18 protein-coding genes and 1 tRNA gene are annotated in these 23231 nt (G+C 71.6%); 14 read left to right on the forward strand and 5 right to left on the reverse strand.

Annotation, left to right across the window (positions count from 1 at the left end):
• Window positions 1-38 precede the first annotated feature (38 nt).
• Window positions 39-773, reverse strand: a complete 735-nt coding sequence (locus tag AB0K60_RS21920; RefSeq protein ID WP_364057795.1) for a class I SAM-dependent methyltransferase — start codon at window positions 771-773, stop codon at window positions 39-41.
• A gap of 161 nt (window positions 774-934) precedes the next feature.
• Between AB0K60_RS21920 and mfd the strand changes: the two genes are divergently transcribed.
• The 13 genes from mfd (at window position 935) to AB0K60_RS21985 (ending at window position 16514) form a co-directional block, all read left to right on the forward strand.
• The gene (mfd, locus tag AB0K60_RS21925; RefSeq protein ID WP_364057798.1) at window positions 935-4501 is read left to right on the forward strand and encodes a transcription-repair coupling factor; all 3567 of its coding nucleotides are present in this window, start codon (window positions 935-937) and stop codon (window positions 4499-4501) included.
• Between the two features lie 70 nt (window positions 4502-4571).
• Window positions 4572-5174, forward strand: a complete 603-nt coding sequence (locus AB0K60_RS21930) for a SurA N-terminal domain-containing protein (RefSeq protein ID WP_364057801.1) — start codon at window positions 4572-4574, stop codon at window positions 5172-5174.
• A gap of 92 nt (window positions 5175-5266) precedes the next feature.
• Window positions 5267-6226: a MazG family protein gene (locus AB0K60_RS21935; RefSeq protein WP_364057804.1), complete on the forward strand. Its 960-nt coding sequence runs from the start codon at window positions 5267-5269 to the stop codon at window positions 6224-6226.
• A gap of 67 nt (window positions 6227-6293) precedes the next feature.
• Window positions 6294-8456, forward strand: coding sequence for a serine/threonine-protein kinase (locus AB0K60_RS21940; RefSeq protein WP_364057808.1), 2163 nt, complete (start codon window positions 6294-6296; stop codon window positions 8454-8456).
• A gap of 67 nt (window positions 8457-8523) precedes the next feature.
• The gene (eno, locus tag AB0K60_RS21945; protein WP_364057811.1) at window positions 8524-9801 is read left to right on the forward strand and encodes a phosphopyruvate hydratase; all 1278 of its coding nucleotides are present in this window, start codon (window positions 8524-8526) and stop codon (window positions 9799-9801) included.
• A gap of 4 nt (window positions 9802-9805) precedes the next feature.
• Window positions 9806-10219: a septum formation initiator family protein gene (locus tag AB0K60_RS21950; RefSeq protein WP_364057814.1), complete on the forward strand. Its 414-nt coding sequence runs from the start codon at window positions 9806-9808 to the stop codon at window positions 10217-10219.
• Between the two features lie 45 nt (window positions 10220-10264).
• On the forward strand, window positions 10265-10783 hold the full coding sequence (locus AB0K60_RS21955; RefSeq protein ID WP_364057817.1) for a DUF501 domain-containing protein: 519 nt from the start codon (window positions 10265-10267) through the stop codon (window positions 10781-10783).
• Window positions 10780-11721 (forward strand): Ppx/GppA phosphatase family protein, encoded by a 942-nt coding sequence (locus AB0K60_RS21960; protein WP_364057820.1) that lies wholly within the window; start codon window positions 10780-10782, stop codon window positions 11719-11721. The genes AB0K60_RS21955 and AB0K60_RS21960 overlap by 4 nt, the downstream gene beginning before the upstream one ends.
• A 78-nt stretch (window positions 11722-11799) precedes the next feature.
• Window positions 11800-12609 (forward strand): uracil-DNA glycosylase, encoded by an 810-nt coding sequence (locus AB0K60_RS21965; RefSeq protein ID WP_364057823.1) that lies wholly within the window; start codon window positions 11800-11802, stop codon window positions 12607-12609.
• 275 nt (window positions 12610-12884) lie between these two features.
• Complete coding sequence (locus tag AB0K60_RS21970; protein ID WP_364057826.1) at window positions 12885-14213, forward strand: NAD(P)/FAD-dependent oxidoreductase; 1329 nt, start codon at window positions 12885-12887, stop codon at window positions 14211-14213.
• Between the two features lie 407 nt (window positions 14214-14620).
• Window positions 14621-14693, forward strand: a tRNA-Leu gene (locus AB0K60_RS21975).
• 609 nt (window positions 14694-15302) lie between these two features.
• A complete protein-coding gene (locus AB0K60_RS21980; protein ID WP_364057829.1) occupies window positions 15303-16085 on the forward strand; it encodes a Bax inhibitor-1/YccA family protein in 783 nt (260 codons plus the stop codon).
• A 201-nt stretch (window positions 16086-16286) separates the two neighbouring features.
• Window positions 16287-16514 (forward strand): DUF4287 domain-containing protein, encoded by a 228-nt coding sequence (locus tag AB0K60_RS21985; protein WP_364057832.1) that lies wholly within the window; start codon window positions 16287-16289, stop codon window positions 16512-16514.
• A gap of 173 nt (window positions 16515-16687) precedes the next feature.
• Here AB0K60_RS21985 and AB0K60_RS21990 read toward each other — a convergent pair whose 3' ends face one another.
• From AB0K60_RS21990 to AB0K60_RS22000, 3 genes are all read right to left on the reverse strand, one after another.
• Window positions 16688-17905 (reverse strand): acetyl-CoA C-acetyltransferase, encoded by a 1218-nt coding sequence (locus AB0K60_RS21990; protein ID WP_364057835.1) that lies wholly within the window; start codon window positions 17903-17905, stop codon window positions 16688-16690.
• Between the two features lie 143 nt (window positions 17906-18048).
• The gene (locus AB0K60_RS21995) at window positions 18049-19455 is read right to left on the reverse strand and encodes a hypothetical protein (protein ID WP_364057838.1); all 1407 of its coding nucleotides are present in this window, start codon (window positions 19453-19455) and stop codon (window positions 18049-18051) included.
• A gap of 50 nt (window positions 19456-19505) precedes the next feature.
• The gene (locus tag AB0K60_RS22000; protein ID WP_364057841.1) at window positions 19506-20486 is read right to left on the reverse strand and encodes an SGNH/GDSL hydrolase family protein; all 981 of its coding nucleotides are present in this window, start codon (window positions 20484-20486) and stop codon (window positions 19506-19508) included.
• A 174-nt stretch (window positions 20487-20660) separates the two neighbouring features.
• On the opposite strand from AB0K60_RS22000, the gene AB0K60_RS22005 reads away from it, so the two are divergent.
• Window positions 20661-22031, forward strand: coding sequence for a cystathionine beta-synthase (locus AB0K60_RS22005; RefSeq protein ID WP_364057844.1), 1371 nt, complete (start codon window positions 20661-20663; stop codon window positions 22029-22031).
• A 9-nt stretch (window positions 22032-22040) separates the two neighbouring features.
• Here the strand turns inward: AB0K60_RS22005 and AB0K60_RS22010 are convergent, their stop codons facing one another.
• Entirely contained in the window at window positions 22041-23219 is a 1179-nt protein-coding gene (locus AB0K60_RS22010; protein ID WP_364057847.1) for a histidine kinase, read from the reverse strand.
• Window positions 23220-23231: the final 12 nt, after the last annotated feature.

Here is a 23231-nt window from a genome sequence, read left to right on the forward strand (position 1 = left end):
AGAATGACGCGGGCGTTACGTCGCCGGGGGGAGGCGGGTCAGAGCAGCCGGGCGAAGTGGTTCTGGGGTTTGCGGATGACGAGGGTGATCTCGTCGCGGGTGGCGGACAGCCGGCCGCGGGAGAGCTTCTCCGCCAGCCCGCACACCGCGCGCACCAGCCGCGCGTGCCGCCCGCGCAGCGCGGGGCCGGAGGAGCCGAGATAGTCCTCGGCGATCATCAGGCCCCGCATGAGGCAGTACGAGTGGATGCCCTCGCGCGAGGTCACCGGCTCGTAGATCGCGGGCAGCGGGCCCGGCCCCGACCTGGCGGGCACGAACCGGTGCCACAGCCGGCGGCGCAGCCAGGTCGGGATCGTCCGATCCCAGAATCCGTACGCCGAGGAGCGGTCGCGCATCTGGATCAGCAGCAGCCCGCCCGGCCGCAGGGCGGCCACCATGCGGTCGAGCACCAGCTCGGCGTGCTGGATCCGCTCCAGCAGGAAGGACACGTGGACCACGTCGAGCGAGCGCGGCGGCAGCGGCGTGGAGCGCAGGTCGCCGAGCGACCAGCTGTCCAGATCGGCGCGGGCCGCGGCGGCCGAGCGCAGCGGCGCGAGATCCTCGTCCACCCCGGCGACGCGCGCGTCGAGGCCCGCAAGATCGAGCCGGGAGCCCCGGCCGCACCCGGCGATCAGAACGTCGAGCCGACGGCCGGGCTGCTCGGCCCACTGCTCGCGAATGCGCTGACTGAACACGTCGCTCTGAACGACGGGTGACCATCGAACCTCAGACATGTCACGTATAGTAGCGAATCAAGTGCGCAAAGCCATCTGGTCCGGCGAGTCGCCTCTTGCGCCGCCCCAGGCCCATGAGCAAGTAGCCTTGAATGGTCACCCCCGGCGTTCGTCGTCCCGGGGCCGCTCGTCTTGCCATCGTGGGGCTGTGGGCAATCATCATGAGTCTTTCCGGCTTGCTCGATCTCGTCATCACCGACCCCGGCCTGGCCGCCGCGCTCGACCGGCCCGGCGATGACGTCAACCTGATCGCGCCACCCGCGCTGCGGCCGTTCGGGGTCGCCGCGCTGGCCCGGGACCGGCCCGTGCTCGCCGTGACCGCCACCGGCCGCGAGGCCGAGGACCTGGCCGCCGCGCTGACCGGCCTGCTCGACGAGAGCTCGGTAGCCGTCTTCCCGGCCTGGGAGACCCTGCCGCACGAGCGCCTGTCGCCGCGCAGCGACACCGTCGGCCAGCGCCTGGCCGTGCTGCGCCGCCTCGCCCACCCGGTCCCCGGCGACCCGGCCGCCGGGCCGCTGCGGGTCGTGGTCGCCCCCGTGCGGGCGGTGCTGCAGCCGATCGTCGCCGGCCTCGGCGACCTGGAGCCGGTACGGCTGCGCGCGGGCGACGAGGCGGACCTCGACGAGGTGGTGGCGGCCCTGGTGGGCAACGGCTACCACCGGGTGGACATGGTGGAGCGGCGCGGCGAGCTCGCGGTGCGCGGCGGCCTGCTGGACGTGTTCCCGCCCACCGAGGAGCATCCGCTGCGGCTGGAGTTCTGGGGCGACACGGTGGAGGAGATCCGCTGGTTCAAGGTCGCCGACCAGCGCTCGCTAGAGGTCGCGGCCGAGGGCCTGTTCGCCGCGCCGTGCCGGGAACTGCTGCTCACCCCGCCGGTCCGGGAGCGGGCCCGCGACCTGGCCGAGGAGTACCCGGCGCTGAAGGAGATCCTCGACCAGCTCGCCGACGGCACGCCGATCGAGGGCATGGAGGCGTTCGCGCCGGTGCTCGCCGACGGCATGGACCTGCTGCTGGACCACCTGCCGGTGCGGGCCGGGGTGTTCGTGTGCGACCCCGAGCGCATCCGCAGCCGCGCCGAGGAGCTGGTGCGCACCAGCCAGGAGTTCCTGGAGGCGTCGTGGATCAGCGCGGCGGCCGGCGGCGAGGCCCCGATCGACCTGCGCGCCGCCGCCTTCCGCGACCTGGACGAGGTGCGCGCCCGGGCCCGTGAGCTGGGCCAGTGCTGGTGGACGATCGCCCCGTTCGAGACCACGGGCTCCGGGGCCATCGGCGCGGTGCAGCCGGTGGTCCAGGAGTCGGAGGCGTACCGGGGGGACACCCAGCGGGCGCTCGGCGACATCAAGGGCTGGCTCGGCGAGGGCCGCGCCGTGGTGCTGCTGAGCGAGGGCCACGGCACCGCCGAGCGCATGGTCGAGCTGCTCAAGGGCGTGGACGTCGCCGCCCGGCTGGAGCCCGACATCCCGTCCGCCCCCGCGGGCGGCGTCGTGCACGTCACCACCGGCCGCCTCGACCACGGCTTCGTGACGCCGACGCTCGCCCTGCTCACGCACATGGACCTGGTGGGCCAGAAGGCGTCCACCAAGGACATGCGCAAGCTGCCGAGCCGCCGCCGCAACATGGTCGATCCGCTGCAGCTCAAGGTCGGCGACTACGTGGTGCACGAGCAGCACGGCGTGGGCCGCTACGTGGAGATGGTGCAGCGCGTCGTGCAGGGCGCGACCCGCGAGTACCTGGTGATCGAGTACGCCAAGGGCGACCGGCTGTACGTGCCCACCGACCAGCTCGACGAGGTCACCCGGTACGTCGGCGGCGAGTCCCCCACGCTCAACCGCATGGGCGGCGCCGACTGGGCCAAGGCGAAGAGCCGCGCGAAGAAGGCCGTCAAGGAGATCGCCGGCGAGCTGATCCGCCTGTACAGCGCCCGCATGGCCTCGCCCGGCCACGCCTTCGCCCCCGACACGCCCTGGCAGCGCGAGATGGAGGACGCCTTCCCGTACGCCGAGACCGCCGACCAGCTCGAGGCCATCGAAGAGGTCAAGCGCGACATGGAGCGCCCGATCCCGATGGACCGGCTGATCTGCGGCGACGTCGGCTACGGCAAGACCGAGATCGCGGTGCGGGCGGCGTTCAAGGCGGTGCAGGACGGCCGGCAGGTGGCGGTCCTGGTGCCGACCACGCTGCTGGTCCAGCAGCACATGTCCACCTTCACCGAGCGCTTCTCGTCCTTCCCGGTGACGGTGCGGCCGGTGTCGCGGTTCCAGAGCGACGCCGAGGTGGCCGCGACGCTCGCCGGCCTCGCCGACGGCTCGGTGGACGTGGTGATCGGCACGCACCGGCTGCTCTCCCCGGAGGTCCGGTTCAAGTCCCTCGGCCTGATCATCATCGACGAGGAGCAGCGGTTCGGCGTCGAGCACAAGGAGTCGATGAAGCGCCTGCGCACCCAGGTGGACGTGCTGGCGATGTCGGCGACGCCGATCCCGCGCACGCTGGAGATGGGCCTCACCGGCATCCGGGAGATGTCCACGATCCTCACCCCGCCGGAGGAGCGGCACCCGATCCTCACCTTCGTCGGGCCGTACGACGACAAGCAGATCGCCGCCGCGATCCGGCGCGAGCTGATGCGCGACGGCCAGGTGTTCTTCGTGCACAACCGGGTCCGCTCGATCGACAAGGTGGCGGCGCGGCTGCGCGAGCTGGTCCCCGAGGCGCGGGTCGCGGTCGCGCACGGGCAGATGAACGAGGGCCAGCTTGAGAAGATCATGGTGGGTTTCTGGGAGCGCGAGTACGACGTGCTCGTCTCCACCACGATCGTCGAGTCCGGCCTGGACGTGCCCAACGCCAACACGCTCATCGTGGACCGGGCCGACAACTACGGCCTGTCCCAGTTGCACCAGTTGCGCGGCCGGGTGGGCCGGGGCCGCGAGCGCGGCTACGCGTACTTCCTGTATCCGCCGGAGGCGCCGCTCACCGAGACCGCGCACGAGCGGCTCGCCACGATCGCCCAGCACACCGAGATGGGCGCGGGCATGTACGTGGCGATGAAGGACCTGGAGATCCGGGGCGCGGGCAACATCCTCGGGGCCGAGCAGTCCGGGCACATCGCGGGCGTCGGCTTCGACCTGTACGTGCGGATGATGTCGGAGGCCGTGCAGGAGCAGAAGGCCAAGCTCGCCGGCGGCGAGGCCGAGGCCGAGCGCCCCGAGGTGAAGGTGGAGCTCCCGGTGAACGCGCACGTGCCGCACGACTACGTCACCTCCGAGCGGCTGCGGCTTGAGGCGTACAAGCGCATCGCCGGGATCGCCTCCGACGAGGACATCGCCGCCGTCCGGGACGAGCTGCGCGACCGGTACGGCCCGCCGCCGCAGGAGGTCGACAACCTGCTGGAGGTGGCGCGATTCCGGGTGCGGGCCCGCAGGGCCGGGCTCACCGACGTGACGCTGCAGGGCCAGCACATCCGGTTCGCGCCGGTGGAGCTGAAGGAGTCCCAGCAGGTGCGGCTGCAGCGCCTGTACCCCAAGGCGCTGTGGAAGCAGGCGACCCGGACGCTGCTGGTGCCGGTGCCGCGCACCAAGCCGCTCGGCGGCCAGCCGCTGCGCGACCTGGCGCTGCTGAAATGGTGCGGCGACCTGGTGGAGGCGATGTTTGTTCCGTTCATTCCGTCCACGCCGTCCACGCCGCCCACGACCGCGACCGTAGGTGCGGGCGCGGGCCCGAACCGCCCCCGTTGAGTTCGGATCCCGATGAGTCGGTCCCCGGTGGTAACGTGCCTGCGTCCCGGGCATCTCGGAAGGTATTGACGTGAAGTCGAATCGTGTGCGTGTCCTGCTGGCCGTGGCAGCCGCCGCCGTGGCGCTGACGGCCTGCTCACCCTCGCAGGTGGGCGCCGCCGCCGTCGTGGGCGGCGAGCGCATCTCCTCCGGCGAGCTGAACGGCCACGTCGAGGCCGTGCGGCGGGAGGCGAAGGCGGCCGGCATCGACCTGTCGCAGGCTCAGGCCCTCCCGGCGAAGCTCCCCCAGACGGTGCTGCACCACATGGTGTTCATCCTGCAGGCCGAGAAGGTCGCGGCCCGTGACGGGATCGCGGTGACCGACAGCGAGATCGACGCCCAGATCCGGCGGTACGAGGAGGCGTACAACACCACCTTCGACAAGCTCGCCGCCTCGGCCGCGATCCCGCAGGATCTGGCGCGTGACTGGGTGCGCGCCCGGGTGATCCAGACCAAGATCGCGCCGAGGCTGGGCATCACGGGCCAGACCAGCGACGAGGAGGCCCTCGCCAAGTTCGACAAGGAACTGTCGGCCGCCGCCCCGGTCACCTGGAGCCCCCGCTACGGCGCCCGGGCCGGCCTGGACGGCACGTTCACCATGCCGGAACGCTTCGGCGCCGCCGACAAGGGCTGACCTGGGTCGGCCCCGCCGACCCCGATAGACCCCGGCGGATCCCGACTGATCCCGATTGAAGTGGACTGACCTGGACTGATGTGGGCTGACCTGTGCTGATCGTCGTCACGTCCTCGCCGCGGGTGGCGCCCGGCCTGCTCACGCACCGGGCGTGGGAGGCGCTGCGCTCGGGGCCGGTGCTCACCGGCTCCCCGGAGCACCCGCTGCTGCCGCCCCTCGCCGAGGCCGGGATCGCCGTCGAGACGGCGACGCCCGACCCGGGCGCGATCGCCCGGCGGGCGTGCGATCACACCGTGGTCTGGCTCGCGGCGCAGGACGGCGACGAGGACTTCCTGCGCGCGGTCGGGCACGCGGCGATCGCGCTGGAGGACCCGCCCGTCATCGAGGTCGTGCCCGGCTCGTACGACCTGCCCGGCGCCCGGCTGCTCGATTTGGTGCGGGTGATGGACACACTGCGCGTCAACTGCCCGTGGGACCGCAAGCAGACCCACGAGTCGCTCGTGCCGTACCTGCTCGAGGAGGCCTACGAGGTCACCGAGACGATCGAGGAGGGCGACCACCCGGCGCTCCGCGAGGAGCTCGGCGACCTGCTGCTCCAGGTCGCCTTCCACGCCCGCGTCGCCCAGGAACGCGCCGCCGACGCGGGCGGCTTCGACATCGACGACGTCGCCGAGGCGATCGTGACCAAGCTGGTCCGCCGCCACCCGCACGTGTTCGGCTCGGTCGCCGTCTCCGGCGCCGACGAGGTGAGCGACAACTGGGACGCGATCAAGGCCGCCGAGCGGGCCGCGAAGGGCGGGGACGAGTCGGCCCTCGCGGGCGTGCCGATGGGCCAGCCGGCGCTGTCGCTCGCGGCACAGCTGCTGGGCCGCGCCGCCCGCGCGGGGGCCCCGCCGGAGCTCGCCGAGGACGTCGGCTCGGGGCTCGGCGCCCGGCTCTTCGAGCTGGTACGGCAGGCCCACGCCGAGGGCGCCGACCCGGAGGCCGAGCTGCGCGCCGCCGCCCGCGCGTACCGTGATCGAGTGCGAGATTGGGAATCCCCTCCCGCGTGACGGACCCTGCACCTATCGTCATATTCGCCGGGACGGGCCGAAGCGCGATACGGGGAGGAGGGAGGCGATGCCGGGTCCTCGCCCACTGCGTCCGGGGGAGCCGAAGCGGTTGGGCGGCTACCGGTTGCTGGCGAGGGTCGGCGAGGGCGGGCAGGGCATCGTCTACCTCGCCGAGGACGTCGAGGGCACCCGTGTAGCGATCAAGGTGCTGCACGCCCATTTCTCCGGCGACACGCAGGCCCGCGAGCGATTTCTGCGAGAGGCGGACGCCGCCACCAGGGTCGCCCCGTTCTGCACCGCCCGCGTGCTCGACGTGGCGGTGGACGAGCACGGCCGGCCGTACGTGGTCAGCGAGTACGTCGAGGGCGTGTCGCTTGAGGAACTGGTGCGTTCCCAGGGGCCGCGCATGCACGGCACCCTCGACCGCGTGGCGGTCGGCACGGCCACCGCCCTCACCGCCATCCACAAGGCGGGCATCGCCCACCGCGACTTCAAGCCCAGCAACGTCCTGATCGGCCCCGACGGCCCCCGCGTGATCGACTTCGGCATCGCGCGGGCGCTCGTTGACCCCACGACCACCCAGGGCGAGCTGATCGGCACTCCGGCGTACATGTCGCCCGAGCAGATCAGCGGGCGGCCGGTCGGCACCGCCTCGGACATCTTCAGCTGGGCCCTGACGATGGCGTTCGCGGCCACCGGCAAGGCGCCGTTCGGGGAGGACACCTTCCCCGCGGTGATGTACCGCATCGTCAACGCGGAGCCGTGCCTGGACGGGGTCCCCGAGCCGCTGCGGTCGCTGCTTGAGCGGTGCCTGGACAAGTCGCCCGAGCGCCGGCCCACCTCGGCCGAGGTCCTCGACATGCTTCTCGGGCACGGCGAGTCCCGGGACGGCGCGTCACCCCCGGAGCCCCCGGATCCTCCGGATCCGCCGACGCCGCCGGAGGCGTCGGTGGCCTTCCCGGGCGCGGACCTGCCGGGCGGCTCGGCGAGCCAGATCGCCTACTGGCCGAAGTCGCCGACCGCGCCGCAGTCGTCCGCGTCCGCGCGGCGCAGCCTGTGGCGCTCCAGGCTCGGCCTGACCGGCATGTCGATCGTGCTCGTCGCCGCGCTCGGGACCGCCGTCTGGCTGGTCCGCAGCGACGGCCGGACCACCGTGGAGGCGGCGCCACCCGCGCCCACCCCGTCGGCGACGGCGCGCATCCTGGCGACAACTGATCCCGAGACCGCTATCGGGGCCACCCCCGCGTCCCCGCCCGTCGCCACGCTCCGCTCGGCGCCGTTCGGCACCCCGGTCGGCCCCGCGCGCACCGGCATCGGGGCCGAGGTCAACACGGTGGCGGTGAGCGAGCTGGGCGGCCGCGCGGTCGTGCTCGGCGGCAGCACCGGCGGCCGTGCCCGCATGTGGGACCTGCTCACCGGCCGCCCGGCGGGGACCCCGCTCACCGACGCCGCCGCCGACATCGACGTCACCGAGGTGGACGGCGCCCCCGCGGCGTTCCTGCGCTACCCGGGCGGCCGGATCCGGCCCTGGAACCTGGCGACGGGCAAGGCCCTCGGGCCGGACTACACCGGCCACGCCGCCGACGTGTACGCGCTCGCCGTGATCGAGCTGAACGGCCGCCCGGCCGTGGTCTCCGGCGACGTGCGCGGCCAGCTGCGCTTCTGGGACCCGCGCACCGGCAAGGACGTCGGCAAACGCCCGGAGAACGCGCACTCCGCCGCCGTCTTCGGCCTGGCGGCGGGCACGGTGGACGGCAAACCGGTCGCCCTCTCGGCCGCCGCCGACGACGTCGTACGCGTCTGGGACCCGGCCACCGGACGCTCCCTCAGCGAGTTCCGCGGCCACACCGGCGACGTGTTCGCCGTGGCCGCCACCGAATCCCAGGGCACCCCCATCGGCGTGTCGGGCGGCGCGGACGACCTGGTCCGCCGCTGGGACCTGCGCAACGGCGAGCAGATCGGCGAGCCGCTGCGCGGCCACACCGCCGACGTCGGCGCGATCGCCGTCGGCCGCCTGCGCGGCCAGGCCATCGTCGCCTCCGGCGGCTTCGACGGCACGATCCGCGTGTGGAACCTCGACACCGGCGAGCCGATCGGCTCCCCTTTGCGGGGCCACGGCGACCGCGTCTACTCCCTGGCGATCACCGAGATCGACGGCCGGACCCTGCTGGTGAGCGGCGGACGCGACCGCACCGTCCGGGTCTGGAGCCTCGGCCCGGCCTCCTCTTGACCCCCGGCGGGACCCCCGGCGGATAGGCTCTGGACGATAACTGAGGAACCGACTCTAGGAGTGCTTCGTGGCTTCCATCGAGGCCGTCAACGCGCGTCAGATCCTCGACTCCCGGGGCAACCCGACCGTGGAGGTCGAGATCGTTCTCGACGATTACAGCACCGGCCGTGCCGCGGTTCCGAGCGGCGCCTCCACCGGCCGATTCGAGGCCGTCGAGCTGCGTGACGGGGAGTCCGAATACGGCGGCAAGAGCGTGGAGAAGGCCGTGCTCGGCGTCACCGACGAGATCGCCGAGGAGATCCACGGTATTGAGGCCGAGGAGCAGCGGCTGATCGACCAGGTCATGATCGACCTGGACGGCACGCCGAACAAGTCCCGCCTGGGCGCGAACGCCATCCTCGGCGTGTCGCTCGCCGTCGCGAAGGCCGCCGCCGAGAGCGCCGAGCTGCCGCTGTTCCGCTACGTGGGCGGCCCGAATGCGCACGTGCTGCCGGTGCCGATGATGAACATCCTCAACGGCGGCGCGCACGCCGACACCAACGTGGACATCCAGGAGTTCATGATCGCGCCGATCGGGGCGGAGACGTTCTCCGAGGCGCTGCGCATGGGCGCCGAGACCTACCACGCGCTCAAGTCCGTGCTCAAGGAGAAGGGGTACGCCACCGGCCTCGGCGACGAGGGCGGCTTCGCCCCGAACCTGCCGTCCAACCGCGACGCGCTCGACCTGATCCTCGTCGCCATCGAGAAGGCCGGGTACGCCCCCGGGACCGACATCGCCCTCGCGCTCGACGTGGCCGCCTCGGAGTTCCACGACAAGGGCGTGTACACCATCGACGGCAAGGGCAAGAGCTCCGAGGAGCTGATCGCCTTCTACGAGGAGCTCGTCGGCGCGTACCCGCTGGTCTCCATCGAGGACCCGCTGGACGAGGAGGACTGGGACGGCTGGAAGGCGATGACCGCCGCGCTCGGCGGCCGGGTCCAGCTCGTCGGCGACGACCTGTTCGTCACCAACCCCGAGCGGCTCGCCCGCGGCATCGCCGAGGGCGCGGCCAACGCGCTGCTGGTCAAGGTCAACCAGATCGGCACGCTGTCGGAGACCCTCGACGCGGTCGAGCTCGCCCACCGCTCCGGCTACCGGTGCATGATGAGCCACCGCTCGGGCGAGACCGAGGACACCACGATCGCCGACCTGGCCGTCGCCACCAACTGCGGCCAGATCAAGACCGGCGCCCCGGCCCGCTCCGACCGGGTGGCCAAGTACAACCAGTTGCTGCGCATCGAGGAGCTGCTGGACGACGCGGCCCGCTACGCCGGACGCGGGGCCTTCCCGCGGTTCAGCGCCTGACGCCATGCGGCGTCCGCAGTTGACGGGGCGGGCGGCGATCCTCGCGGTCGTCGTCTGCGCCATCGTCATGAGCCTGGCCTATCCGGTGCGCGAGTACATCGCCCAGCGCCGGCAGATCGCCGAGCTCGAGGAGCAGCAGGCCAAGGCGCTGGAGGACCTGCGGAGGCTGGAGGAGCGCAACCGCATGCTCACCGATCCCGCCTACGTCCGGCGGCAGGCCCGCGCCCGGCTGCACTACTGCGGCGTCGGCGAGAAGTGCTACGTCGTCCGCGACACCACCCGCGACGCCGACCGGCCCGCCGCCGCGGCCGCCACGCCCGCGGCCAAGGATCCCTGGTACCAGGCCCTGTGGGAGTCCGTCGAGGCGGCGGACAAGGGCACCGGCAGGCGCGCCGACCAGAGCGGCCGGTCGGAGTGAGGGCGATGAGCGCGGGCCGCGGGCGACGCGGGGAACAGGGGCACGATGATCGATCCGGATGACGTCACGGCGGTCGAGCGGCAGCTCGGACGGAAGCCGCGGGGGCTGCGCTCGGTGGCCCACCGGTGCCCCTGCGGGCTGCCGGACGTGGTGGAGACCGCGCCGCGGCTGCCCGACGGCACGCCGTTCCCGACGCTGTTCTATCTGACCTGTCCGAAGGCGGCCTCGGCGATCGGCACGCTGGAGAGCTCCGGGCTCATGAAGGACATGCGGGAACGGCTCGCCGCCGATCCGGAGCTGGCCGCCGCCTACCGGGCCGCGCACGAGGACTACATCGCCCGGCGCGACAAGGCGGGCTCGCAGGAGGGTCTTGAGCCGCTGCCCCGGGGCATGCAGAGCGCCGGGGGCATGCCGGACCGGGTCAAGTGCCTGCACGCCCTCGTCGCGCACGAGCTGGCCGTGCCGGGGGTCAATCCGCTCGGCAGGCAGGCGCTCGACCGGCTGCCCGAGTGGTGGGCCGACGGGCCCTGCGTCGAACCGTCCTGCGGAAAGGAACCTCAATGAAGCGGGTCGCGGCCGTCGACTGCGGCACCAACTCGGTGCGGCTGCTCATCGCCGACGTCTCCGGCGACGGGCTCGTGGACATCGAGCGGCGCATGGAGATCGTACGGCTCGGCGAGGGCGTCGACCGCACCGGACGCCTCGCCCCGCAGGCGCTGGCGCGGACCTTCGCCGCGATGCGCGGCTACGCCAAGCTCATCGAGGACCACGCGGCAGGGGAACGCGTCCCGGTGCGCGTCGTGGCGACCAGCGCCACCCGCGACGCGGCCAACCGGGACGAGTTCACGGCCGGGGTCCGGGACGTGTTCGGCGTCGATCCCGAGGTGGTGACCGGCGAGGAGGAGGCCCGGCTGTCCTTCGCCGGGGCGACCGCGGACCTGCCGGCCGGGACGGCGGCGCCGTACCTGGTGGTGGACATCGGGGGCGGCTCGACCGAGTTCATCGTCGGCTCCGGCGCGGGCGTCGAGGGCGCGCTGTCGGTGGACATCGGCTGCGTGCGGCTGACCGAGCGGCACCTCAAGGACGCCGGGGATCCTCCGTCGGCCGAGGCCGTGGACGCGGTCGCGGCCGACATCGAGGCGGCGCTGGACCGGGTGGAGCGGGCGGTGCCGGTGCGCGGCGCGCGGACGCTGATCGGCCTTGCCGGGTCGGTGACCACGGTCGCCGGGATCTCGCTCGGCCTGCCCGCGTACGACGCCTCGCGCATCCACCACGCCCGGGTCCCCGCCGAGCGCGTCCACGAGATCTCGGCGCGGCTGCTCGCCATGACCCACGACGAGCGCGCCGCGATCCCCGTCATGCATCCGGGCCGGGTGGACGTCATCGGCGCCGGCGCGCTCATCCTCGATCGGATCGTGCGCAGGTACGGCTTCGCCGAGGTCGTCACGAGCGAACACGACATCCTCGACGGCATCGCCTACAGCGTCGCCGGGCCGGCCTAGGCCCAATCTAGGCCCGGTGCAAGGGTCCCGCCGCCGCCCGGTTTGGGGATGCCTCCGGCGGCTGGCACGATCGGGGTTGTGAGTCATGTAGCCCCGGGGAGCGGGTGGCCCGGCGATCCCGCGACGGCGCGGACGCCCGTCGCGTGCGACGCGGACGAGGTGCGCAAGCTGGCCGAGACCAGCGACGATCTGGGCGAGCTCGTGGCGCGGCAGTCGGTGTGCCGGGCCTGCCCCCGGCTGGTGGAGTGGCGGGAACAGGTCGCCGACGTGAAGCGGCGGTCGTTCGCGGGGGAGACCTACTGGGGGCGGCCGGTTCCCGGCTGGGGGGACGACAGGCCGCGCATCCTCGTGGTGGGGCTCGCCCCGGCCGCGCACGGAGGCAACCGTACCGGACGGATCTTCACGGGGGACCGCAGCGGGGACTGGCTGTTCGCCTCGCTGTACCGCACGGGTCTCGCGGCCGAGGAGACCAGCGTGCACGCCGGGGACGGGCAGCGGCTGCTCGGGGCGCGCGTGGCGGCGGCGGTGCGCTGCGCGCCGCCCGGGAACAAGCCGACGCCGCGGGAGCGGGACGCCTGCCTGCCGTGGCTGGCGCGCGAGGTGCGGCTGGTCGCGGAGTCGCTGCGGGTCGTGGTGGCCCTCGGCGGCTTCGCCTGGCAGGCGGTGTGGCCGGCGTTGCGGCAGGCGGGGTACGCGTTGCCGCGCACGAGGCCGCGGTTCGGGCACGGGGCCGAGGCGGCGCTGGGGCGCGCCGCGGACGCGGGGGCCGGGCACGGGATCACGCTGCTCGGGTGTTATCACCCGAGCCAGCAGAACACGTTCACCGGACGGGTCACCGCGGAGATGCTCGACACGATTTTCCGGCGGGCCGTCGAACTGGCGGAATAATCTTTCCCTCGGCGTGGTTGACGCTGTCGCGGCGGAGTCCGAGATGATTGCGGTGAACGGGTTTCCGCAGTTCAGAATGGCTCGGAAAGACGCTTTTCCGGGGCGTCGGCGATGCGTGACGGGCGCGCACACGTATTCCCGAACGGCTCACAGAGCGACTTTCGATCGGTGATGTGAGACGCACGCCACACCCGAGTTTATCGATTGGTGATCTTTGGGGTCGATGACCTATCCTTGCTTGTGAATGCTTTCACAAGCAATCCGAGGGGCGCACAATGAACCGCGAGTCCAAGCACATCCTCATCGTCGGCGGCGGCTATGTGGGTCTGTACACGGCCCTGCGCCTGCAGCGCAGGCTCCGGCGCGAGCTACGCGACGGCAGCGTGCGGATCACGCTCATCGACCCCCAGTCCTACATGACCTATCAGCCCTTCCTCCCCGAGGCGGCGGCCGGGAACCTGTCGCCCCGGCACGTGGTGGTGCCGCTGCGCCGGGTGCTTCCGAAGGTCCGTATCCTCAACGGCAGGGTCACCAAGGTCCACCACGCGGCCAGGACCGTGACCTTCCAGCCCAACGCCGGGCCGGTCAAGGAGATCGACTACGACGTCATCGTCATGGCGGCCGGGTCGATCTCCCGCACCCTGCCGATCCCCGGCCTGGCGGAGGTCGGCATCGGATTCAAGACGATCGGCGAGGCGATCGTGCTGCGCAACCACGTGCTGGCCCAGCTCGACATCGCCGTCTCCACCGAGGACCCGCAGGTCCGGCGCAAGGCGCTCACCTTCGTGTTCGTCGGCGGCGGCTTCGCGGGCGTCGAGGCGCTCGCCGAGGTCGAGGACATGACCAGGGACGCGATCGCCTACTACCCGGGCATCTCGCCCAAGGACCTGCGGTTCGTCCTGGTCGAGGCGGCCGACCGCATCCTGCCCGAGGTCGGCGAGGCGATGGGCCGCTGGACGGCCCGGGAGCTGAGCGGCCGGGGCATCGAGATCAAGATGAACACCCGGCTGGAGTCCGCCGAGCACAACGTGATCAGGACCTCCGACGGCGACGAGTTCCCGGCCGGGACCCTGGTCTGGACGGCCGGCGTCAAGCCCAGCCCCGTGGTGAACGCCGGCGACCTGCCGCTGGACGAGCGCGGCCGGATCAAGGCCACGCCGGAGCTGACGGTCGAGGGCGTGCCGGACGCCTTCACCGCCGGCGACGTGGCCGCCGTGCCCGACCTGACCCGCCCGGGCGAGTTCTGCGCCCCCAACGCCCAGCACGCGGTGCGTCAGGCGAAGGTGCTCGGCGACAACGTGGCCCGCCACCTGCAGGGCCGGCCGCTCGTCGCGTACCGGCACAGGTACGTCGGCTCGGTGGCCTCGCTCGGCCTGCACGACGGCGTGGCGCACGTGTACGGGATCAAGCTGCGCGGCTTCCCGGCCTGGTTCATGCACCGCACCTACCACCTGTCCCGGGTGCCCACCCTCAACCGGAAGGTGCGCGTGGTCGTGGACTGGACCCTGGCGCTGTTCTTCAAGCGCGAGACCCTCTCGCTCGGCCAGTTGCACAAGCCGCGCGAGGAGTTCAAGGCCGCCGCGGCGGCCGGGGCCAAGCGCTGACTCCGCCCGCGCCCTCTTCGGCGGGCCGCTCCGGGAATCGCGGGGTGCCCGTCGCCTTGACCGGAACCGATACCTTCTTGTGACCTTGGAGGTTGCTGTCAACCTACGGGGCGGCTCACGCGTGCCTCTTCTGACGGAGTAATGGGCCACGGCGGAAGCCGGGCTGTGAAGCCCGTGCGACCACCCGTCCTGGCGCCAGGGGAGGTGGAACATGTCGTGGCCGCGAACTCTGCCGTGGGCAAGCGACGGCGTCGTTTCACGACTTCGTGAGCCGGCTTCTCGACCGTCATCCCCTCTTTATTTGTGTGGATCGCCGAGAGGTGTTCCGCGCATACTGTTACGGACCAACAGAAGCATCGTAAGATTAACCGGTTGCCGCTGTGTGGTCAGTAACGGATGATTGCGCCGCCCCCGTAGCCCAACGGCAGAGGCAAACCCCTTAAAAGGGTTATAGTGTCGGTTCGAATCCGACCGGGGGCACGTGGCGCCACGAACGGTAACCGGGCGGTCACCTGCGGAAACATACCAACAAAAGGGCGACGGCGCGTATTCCACCGCCATCAACTCCAATGTTTCCTAGAGGTGACCGGAATGAGACGTGAAGACGCTTTATCGGTGTCCATCGAGAGGGAATGCGCTTTCCCCGGAACGGGTGCGTGAACATCTCCGCCGTCTTTCGCCGCAGGTCCTCGCTTATTGCCGTGACACGGGCCGGGCAAAGCCCCGGCCGGCGGCCCGCGCGCAATGGTCCGGGCCGCCGCGACCGCCGCCGCCCGGGGAGGCGCTCCGCGTGGGCTGCGGGGAGCCGCTTTGGGCAGTTTTAGGCAGTATTGGGCAGCGTTGGGTCGCGTTGGGCTGCGTAGGGCACGGCAGGTAGGAAAAACAGTCGGCCAAGCCGGAACTCGAGGGCGGGTTCGATCGTCTCTTCATTCACCACGTACCTCAAGACCCGGTCGTACGTGGTGACGGTCCCCGGATGTGGGCACGTGACGTGCCGGCGGGTCACAAGTGAACATTGATCGGCGCGATACGGCCGTGTGATGTCGATCAAATAGACTCGGCAACGTAGGTCGCAGCGTGGAGGCAGCGATGCAGAGCAGGAACCCCGTATTCAGCAGGCAGCGGGCCAACCAGGGTGCCTGGAACGCCCCGCCACCATCTCCGGATCAGCTCCAGCACATGTACAGCGCGCCGTCGTACGCGCCGCCGGCCGTCCGGCCGATGACGATCGACGACGTGGTGGTCCGCGGCTTCATCACCCTCGGTACCCTGGTCGTCTCCGCGGCCGCGGCCTGGGCGCTCGATTTTCCGATCGCCTTCGCCCTGGTCGGCGTCATCGCCGGACTGGTGCTCGCGCTGATCATCTCGTTCCGGCAGAGCACCAACCCGGCGCTCATCCTCGGCTACTCGGTCGCGTACGGCGTCGCCGTCGGGATCATCAGCCACGTGTACAACGAGGTCTACAACGGGATCGTCTTCCAGGCGGTGGTCGGCACCGCCCTCGCCTTCGGCGCGATGCTGGCCGTGCACTCGCTCCGGATCATCCGGGTCACGCCGAGGTTCACCCGGTTCCTCGTCGGCGCCGTCATCGCCCTCATGGGCCTGATGATCGTCAACTGGCTCGCGAGCTTCTTCATCCAGGACGGCATCGGCATCCGCTCCGGCGGCGCGCTGTCGATCGTGTTCAGCGTCGTCGCGATCCTGGTCGGCTGCTTCTTCCTGCTGCTCGACTTCCACGACATCGAGCAGGGCGTCCGCGCGGGCGTTCCCGAGCGGTACTCCTGGCTGATGGCCTTCGGCCTGACCGTCACGCTCGTGTGGATATACCTGGAGATCCTGCGCTTCATCAGCTACTTCACAAGTAGCGACTGATCTACGGGAAAGCGAGGGGCGTCCCCGATGCCGGGGACGCCCCTCTTGTATGTGCACCAAGTAATCTCTGACACCAAGAAAACGGACATATCGCCGAGAAAGATCTACGGTTCGTAACGAAACGGTGTCTATCGAGGGCTTGTCAACACGCAACTCCTGATGCAGTGTCATCCCAAAGAGGCTTCATCCGTGGAGGTGCCCATGTCGTTGAACCACTCACCGGAGACGCACAACAAGCTCATCGCCCGCGTTCCGACGGTCACGGGGCGCGCCCTCCCAGAGTGGTTCCAAGCTCTCGACAACGGCCCGGCTTTCCTACGTTGTGAGGAGCGGGCCCACTGGCTCGCAGACGAGCACGGGCTGACCCACGGCTACGCCCGCGCGATCGTGCACGAGCACGAGCGCAACCGCATCGGCCGTTTCCTGTAAGTCCGCACGACCAAGCTTTAGACCGAGCTCCAGACCAGCGCCAGACCAGCGCCAGACAGCGCGGCCCACGTCCACCTGACGACGTGGGCCGCTTCACGTGCCGAACGGGCCCGCCCGCGCCTCCGCAGACGCCTCTTTCCGCCGTTATCCGCGGCCGGGCCCGCCTGAACCTTTCAGCTCAGCCGCTCCACGATCATCGCCATGCCCTGGCCGCCGCCGACGCACATCGTCTCAAGGCCGATCGTCTTGTCGTGGAAGCGCAGGCTGTTGACGAGCGTCGAGGTGATGCGCGCCCCGGTCATGCCGAACGGGTGCCCGACCGCGATCGCGCCGCCGTTCACGTTGAGCCGGTCGATGTCGATGCCGAGCTCCTGGTACGACGGGATCACCTGGGCCGCGAACGCCTCGTTGATCTCGACGAGGTCGACGTCCTTGATGGACATGCCGGCGCGGGCCAGCGCCTGCCGGCTCGCCTCGACCGGGCCCAGGCCCATGATCTCCGGCGACAGGCCGGTGACGCCGGTGGCGACGATCCGGGCCAGCGGCGTGATGCCCAGCTCGGCCGCCTTCACGTCACTCATGATCACGACCGCCGCCGCGCCGTCGTTCAGCGGGCAGCAGTTGCCCGCCGTGACCGTGCCGTCCGGCCGGAACACCGGCTTGAGCGCGGCCACCGCGTCGTAGGTGGTGCCGGGGCGCGGCCCGTCGTCCTTGCTCACGACGGTCCCGTCGGGGAGCGTCACCGGGGTGATGTCGCTCTCCCAGAAGCCGTTGGCGATCGCCTTCTCAGCGAGGTTCTGCGACCGCACGCCGAACTCGTCCTGCTCCTTGCGGGACACGCCGCGCAGCTGGGCGACGTTCTCGGCCGTCTGGCCCATCGCGATGTAGATGTCGGGCAGCAACCCGTCCTCACGCGGGTCGTGCCACTGCGTGCCGCCCTCGGCCGCCTTCGCCGTCCGGGCGACGGCCTCGTCGAACGCCGGGTTCATCGTGTCCGGCAGCGAGTCGGAGCTGCCCTTGGTGAAGCGGGAGACGGTCTCCACGCCCGCCGAGATGAAGACGTCGCCCTCGCCCGCCTTGATGGCGTGCAGGGCCATGCGGGTGGTCTGCAGCGACGACGAGCAGTAGCGGGTGACGGTCGTGCCGGGCACCTTGTCCAGGCCGAGCAGCACGGCCACCACCCGGCCCATGTTGTAGCCCTGCTCCCCGCCGGGCAGGCCGCAGCCCAGCATCAGGTCGTCGATGTCATTGGGGTCCAGTTGCGGCACCTTGTCCAAGGCGGCGCGGACCATTTGCGCGGTCAGATCGTCGGGACGGATCTCCTTCAACGACCCCTTGAAGGCGCGGCCGATCGGTGAGCGCGCGGTGGCGACGATGACAGCCTCAGGCATGTGGCTCTCCTGGGTTCGTGACAGCTCCTTCTGCGGAGGCTACATGGTGGCGTGACGGACGCCAGGACCTGGGGTAGGAAAAACAGAACTTTGTACTGTTTGGTCACATATCGAGGAACTCCCATATATGGGATCAAGACATGTCAGGCGATGCCATACATGCCGGGTGTGGTCGCCGAGCCGTCCCTCACCCCGTGCAGCGCGCCCTTCTCGTCGCGCCACAGGCGCCAGCCGTCCTGGCTGCCGGTGAACCACAGCGGCGGCGTCGCCGAGCCGGTGGAGACGCGCTTGCCCGTGGCGAGGTCGTACTCGCACAGGGAGGCCACCGGGTAGAAGCCCGACGGCTTGATGTTCGCCAGGCGCAGCGGCTTGGGGTCGGTGACGCAGAACGACCAGCCGCGCCTGCCCTCCAGCGGCGTCGCCTGCCCGGTGCCCAGGTCGAACGCGGCGCCGCCCGCGTTGTGCTTGAGGAAGCCCAGCGTGCTCGGCTGCTCGGGGAAGGCCAGCCACCAGCCGGTGCCCGGGATCTGGCCGGTGCCGATCTGCCCGCGCACCCGCCCGGAGTCGGCGTCGAGGAGCGCGAATCCGCCGTACTCGCCCTGGCCGTCCACCGGGCGCACGACCGGGGCGAAGCCGGGGCTGCCACTGGGGTAGACGCGCACGACCGAGGGCCGGATCCAGTTGATGTGCCCGTCGGCGAGCCGTACCGAGAACATGCCGAAGGCGGAGGTGGTCTTGGTCTTGGGGTTGGTGTACGGGGCGATGTAGCCGACGAGGTTGCGGTGGGTGGCGCCGAACGACCAGCCGCCCGACAGGTCCACGCCGGGGCCGAGGGCCTGCTCGACCGGCGTGCTCCACAGGGCCTTGCCGCTCCTGGCGTCCCTGGCCTCCAAAGTGGGGTGCTCGGCGAGCCGGAGCACGACCACCCGGCTCGGGTCGGACCACTGCACCTCGGCGATGCCGGGCAGCCGCCAGCGCGGCTCGCCGCCGACCGGGTCGAGCGCGACGACCCGGGCGCGCGACAGCGCCGTGTTCTCCGGCAGGCACAGGTTCGGGCCGCAGCGCTGCGGGCCGAAGGTCGAGTGCACCGGACGCACCCACTTGCGCGCGCCGGTGCGCGCGTCGCGGACGACCAGCGCGGCGCCCCCACCGCCGCCCCCACCCTCGCCCCCGCCCTCGCCGCGCCCGCCGCCGTCGTTCGAGGTCGGCTCGATCGCCGCGACCACGCCCTGCCCGTCGCCGGTCGCCACCACGGCGGGCGCCTGCACCCCCATGCCGGGCAGTCGGCCGACCATCGTCGCCGGGTACGCCCACAGCTTGCGCCCGCTGGCGAGATCGACGGCGACGGTCTCCAGCCCGCCGTCCGGGCGCAGCGAGGTGGTGGCGGCGACGCCCGCTCCGGTCGCGGTGCGGCTGACGACGTTCACCTCGGCGGCGCGCCAGCCGTGCAGCTCCTTGGCGGCCGTGGTGGCGTCGCTGCCGGAGCAGCCCGCACCGCCCGCGAGCGCGACGAGAAACAGACCGGTGAGGGCGGGGATTGACCTGGTCACGGTATTCCACTCCAGTTGGGTGACGGCGTCACCGCGGAGGGTCACCGGTGTCAGACGTCGTTCGGCAGCGGCCCGCTTCGCCGGAGCAGCTTCGCCCACCGTCCTCGCGGGCCGACCGCCCGGCCGGCGACGCGGGTCGCTGTCACCTCTGTGCCGGATGCCTCCGCGGCGATCGCCGCCGCGAGGTGTATCGGTTGTGAGCCTTCGCCGCGCGCGGGCTCGGGCTCGGGCCACAACCCCAACGCGGCGCATACAGACGGTAGCACCGCGTAAGCGGCCTGTCGGTAGCCTCTGGCAGATGGATGGTAACGATCGGGGCCGAACATCTCGCCGGGGAAGGTCTCGAACTGGGGTCCGAGCAGGTCGGCGAAGGCGACGGTACGGCCGCCGGCCTCCACCACGGCCACCGTCTGCGCGGCGGCGAGCTGCCGGCTCCACCGCCGGGTGATCCAGCGCAGCGGCTGCGCGATCGGGCGGATCGTGCCCATGTCCGGGCAGGTGCCCACCACCACCCGCGCCCCGGCCTCGCGCAGCCTGCGTACGGCCGTCGCCAGGTGCCGGACGGCCTCGGCGGGCCGGGTCCGGGTGGTCACGTCGTTGCTGCCGATGAAGATCACCGCCACGTCCGGGCGCGCCTTCAGCGCCGCGTCCACCTGCTCGTGCAGGTCGGCGGAGGTCGCGCCCGACCTGCCGAGCACGTCGAGGCCGACCGGCCGACCGGCCGCCTCGGCGAGCCCGGTCGCGATCAGCACGCCCGGCGTCTCCTCCGGGTTCGCCAGGCCCAGGCCGATCGCGGTGGAATCGCCCAGCATGACCAGCCGGATCGGCTTGCCCTGGTAGTCGCCGTACACGCCGTCCGACGGCGGGCCGTGCATCCCGTGCGGCCGGCCCACGATGCGGCGGGCGACCATCGCCTCCACGATGAGCAGGCCGTAGGTGAACGCTCCGAGGAGCGTCAGCCCGCCTCCGCCCAATGCCGCCGCCGTGGCGATCCGGCGGGCGGCCCGCGCCGTTCCCGACGTCCAGCTCAAGTCGTGCTCCCCGTGATCTCCCGTAATGTCGCCGACCGGGCGCGCGGCGCGTCGCGGCCCTGTTCGCGCGTGGCGGTAGCGTGTGGAAGTGAACTTAGCCGAGTCCCGGCCATCCCCTCGGGGCTCCGGCCGGGGGCCGGCGGACAAAGCTTCGGCAACAAGGTGGTCATGTCGGTGCGTGTGCATGACTCGCTCATCGAGCTGATGGGCGACACCCCGCTCCTACGGCTGCGCAAGGTGACCGCGGGCGTCCCCGCGCAGGTCCTGGCGAAAGTGGAATACTTCAACCCCGGCGGATCGGTCAAGGACCGGATCGCGCTGCGGATGATCGAGGCGGCGGAGCGCTCGGGCGCGTTGCGGCCCGGCGGCGTGATCGTCGAGCCGACGTCCGGCAACACCGGCGTGGGGCTCGCGATCGTCGCGCAGGAGAAGGGCTACCGGTGCCTGTTCGTGGTGCCGGACAAGGTCGCCCAGGACAAGATCGCGGTGCTGCGGGCGTACGGCGCCGAGGTCGTGGTGTGCCCGACGGCCGTGTCACCCGAGCACCCGGATTCGTACTATTCGGTGTCGGATCGGCTGGCCCGGGAGATTCCGGGCGCGTGGAAGCCGGACCAGTACAGCAACCCGGACAACCCGGCGAGCCACTACGCGAGCACCGGGCCGGAGCTGTGGGAGCAGACCGACGGCCGCATCACCCACTTCGTGGCGGGCATCGGCACCGGCGGCACGATCAGCGGCGTCGGCCGCTATCTCAAGGAGGTCTCCGGCGGGGCCGTGCAGATCATCGGCGCGGACCCGGAGGGGTCGGTGTACTCCGGCGGGTCCGGTCGGCCGTACCTGGTGGAAGGGGTCGGGGAGGACATCTGGCCCGTCACCTACGACCGGACCATCGCCGACGAGGTCATCGCGGTCTCCGACAAGGACTCCTTCACGATGACGCGGCGGCTCGCCCGCGAGGAGGGCCTGCTCGTCGGCGGGTCGAGCGGCATGGCGGTGGTGGCGGCGCTGCGGGTCGCGGCGCGGGCCCGGCCGGAGGACGTCGTGGTCGTGCTGCTGCCGGACGGCGGGCGGGGCTACCTGTCCAAGATCTTCAACGACGAGTGGATGGCCGACTACGGCTTCCTCACCTCCGGCGGGGACGAGGCCCTCGTGCGGGAGGTGCTGGCCCGCAAGTCGCGTTCGCTGCCGCAGTTCATCCACACGCACCCGCACGAGTCCGTGGGCACGGCCATCTCGATCATGCGGGAGTACGGCGTGTCGCAGTTGCCGGTGATGAAGGAGGAGCCGCCGGTGATGGCCGCCGAGGTGGTGGGGTCCATCGTCGAGCGCGACCTGCTCGACGCCCTCTACCGGGGCCGGGTCGGCTCCGAGGACGCGATCGAAGGGCACATGTCGGCGCCGCTTCCGATGATCGGCTCGGGCGAGCCGGTGTCCATCGCCGTCGACGCGCTGGAGAAGGCGGACGCCGCCGTCGTGCTCGACGACGGCAAGCCGGTGGGCATGCTCACCCGTCAGGACCTGCTGGCCTTCCTCGCCAACCACTGATCCGCGGCGTTAGGCGACGGGGCGGCGGGCGGCCTCGGGGTCGCATTTGAGCACGGCGCAGACCTCCCAGGCGCCCTGCGGGGTGAAGCCCGCGGTGAGGGTGCCGCCGAGGGCCTCGACGCGCTCGGCCATGCCGACGAGGCCGAACCCGCCGCCGAGGCGGCTCAGTCGTGGGTCGCCCATGCCGCCGCCGCTGCCGTAGTTGCGCACGCGCAGCCGTACGCCCTCGGGGACCAGGGAGAGATCGACCTCGACCCAGGTGGTGCCGGGGGCGTGCTTGCGAATGTTGGTGAGCGACTCCTGGAGCACCCGGTGCAGGGTGGTGAGCACCTCGGGGGGCAGGTCGGCGGAGCTGACGCCCTGGCCGACGTCGAAGGCGACCTGGGGGCCGTCGCCCGCGGCGAAGCCGTCCACCAGGACGCGCAGGTCGCTGAGCGAGGTGCCGGGGGTGCGGGCGGCCTCCTCGTCCGAGCGCAGCACGGTGACGAGGCGGCGCATCGCGGTGAGCGCGTCGCCGCCGGCGGTGGCGATGGCGTCCAGCGCGGGCAGCACGGCCTCGGGGCGCTGCTCGCCGACGGCGCGGGCGGCCTGGGCCTGCACGACGATGCCGGTGATGTGGTGGGCGACCAGGTCGTGGAGCTCGCGGGCGATGTCGAGGCGCTCGGCCCGGCGCACCGACTCCAGCGCCTCCTCGCGGCGTACCTGCTGGAAGCGGAAGTAGCCGCCGATGGACGCGGCGACCACCCACAGGATGAACAGGAAGAATACCAGCACCACCCCGTCGAAGGTGCCCCAGATGAGGAACCGCAGCGCTTGGGCTTCGAGCACGACCATGGTGGCGATCGCCAGGGCCGCGGCGGCGGAGAAGGGCTGCACCCGCCGCACCACGCTGATCGTGAGGAAGAGCAGGGCGCCCATCTCGGTCAATCCGGGGTGGCCCTCGCCCGTGCCCAGCACCGCCAGGTCGAAGGCCGTGACCGCCGCCGACATCGTCAGGGATGCGATCAGCATCCCGATCAGCTTGCGGTGCCGCAGGATGACGGCGGTGAAGCCCACCATACCGGCGGCGAGGCAGAGGCCGTCGATCTCCACCGCCTCCCTCGACGCCACCAGGAGCATGTCGAACAGCAGGGCCGGAGCGAACGCGCCGATGAGGGCGAGTTCCTTGAGCCGACGAAGCAGCCTCACAAATCGGTTCTT

This window comes from Thermopolyspora sp. NPDC052614 (assembly GCF_040678635.1).
Classification (GTDB): domain Bacteria; phylum Actinomycetota; class Actinomycetes; order Streptosporangiales; family Streptosporangiaceae; genus Thermopolyspora.

Excerpts from the sequence above, each read along its gene's own strand:
- AB0K60_RS21920 (WP_364057795.1), bottom strand. The coding sequence starts at position 773 with ATGTCTGAGGTTCGATGGTCACCCGTCGTTCAGAGCGACGTGTTCAGT.
- mfd (WP_364057798.1), top strand. The coding sequence starts at position 935 with ATGAGTCTTTCCGGCTTGCTCGATCTCGTCATCACCGACCCCGGCCTG.
- AB0K60_RS21940 (WP_364057808.1), top strand. The coding sequence starts at position 6,294 with ATGCCGGGTCCTCGCCCACTGCGTCCGGGGGAGCCGAAGCGGTTGGGC.
- AB0K60_RS21950 (WP_364057814.1), top strand. The coding sequence starts at position 9,806 with ATGCGGCGTCCGCAGTTGACGGGGCGGGCGGCGATCCTCGCGGTCGTC.
- AB0K60_RS21955 (WP_364057817.1), top strand. The coding sequence starts at position 10,265 with ATGATCGATCCGGATGACGTCACGGCGGTCGAGCGGCAGCTCGGACGG.
- AB0K60_RS21960 (WP_364057820.1), top strand. The coding sequence starts at position 10,780 with ATGAAGCGGGTCGCGGCCGTCGACTGCGGCACCAACTCGGTGCGGCTG.
- AB0K60_RS21970 (WP_364057826.1), top strand. The coding sequence starts at position 12,885 with ATGAACCGCGAGTCCAAGCACATCCTCATCGTCGGCGGCGGCTATGTG.
- AB0K60_RS21980 (WP_364057829.1), top strand. The coding sequence starts at position 15,303 with ATGCAGAGCAGGAACCCCGTATTCAGCAGGCAGCGGGCCAACCAGGGT.
- AB0K60_RS21985 (WP_364057832.1), top strand. The coding sequence starts at position 16,287 with ATGTCGTTGAACCACTCACCGGAGACGCACAACAAGCTCATCGCCCGC.
- AB0K60_RS21990 (WP_364057835.1), bottom strand. The coding sequence starts at position 17,905 with ATGCCTGAGGCTGTCATCGTCGCCACCGCGCGCTCACCGATCGGCCGC.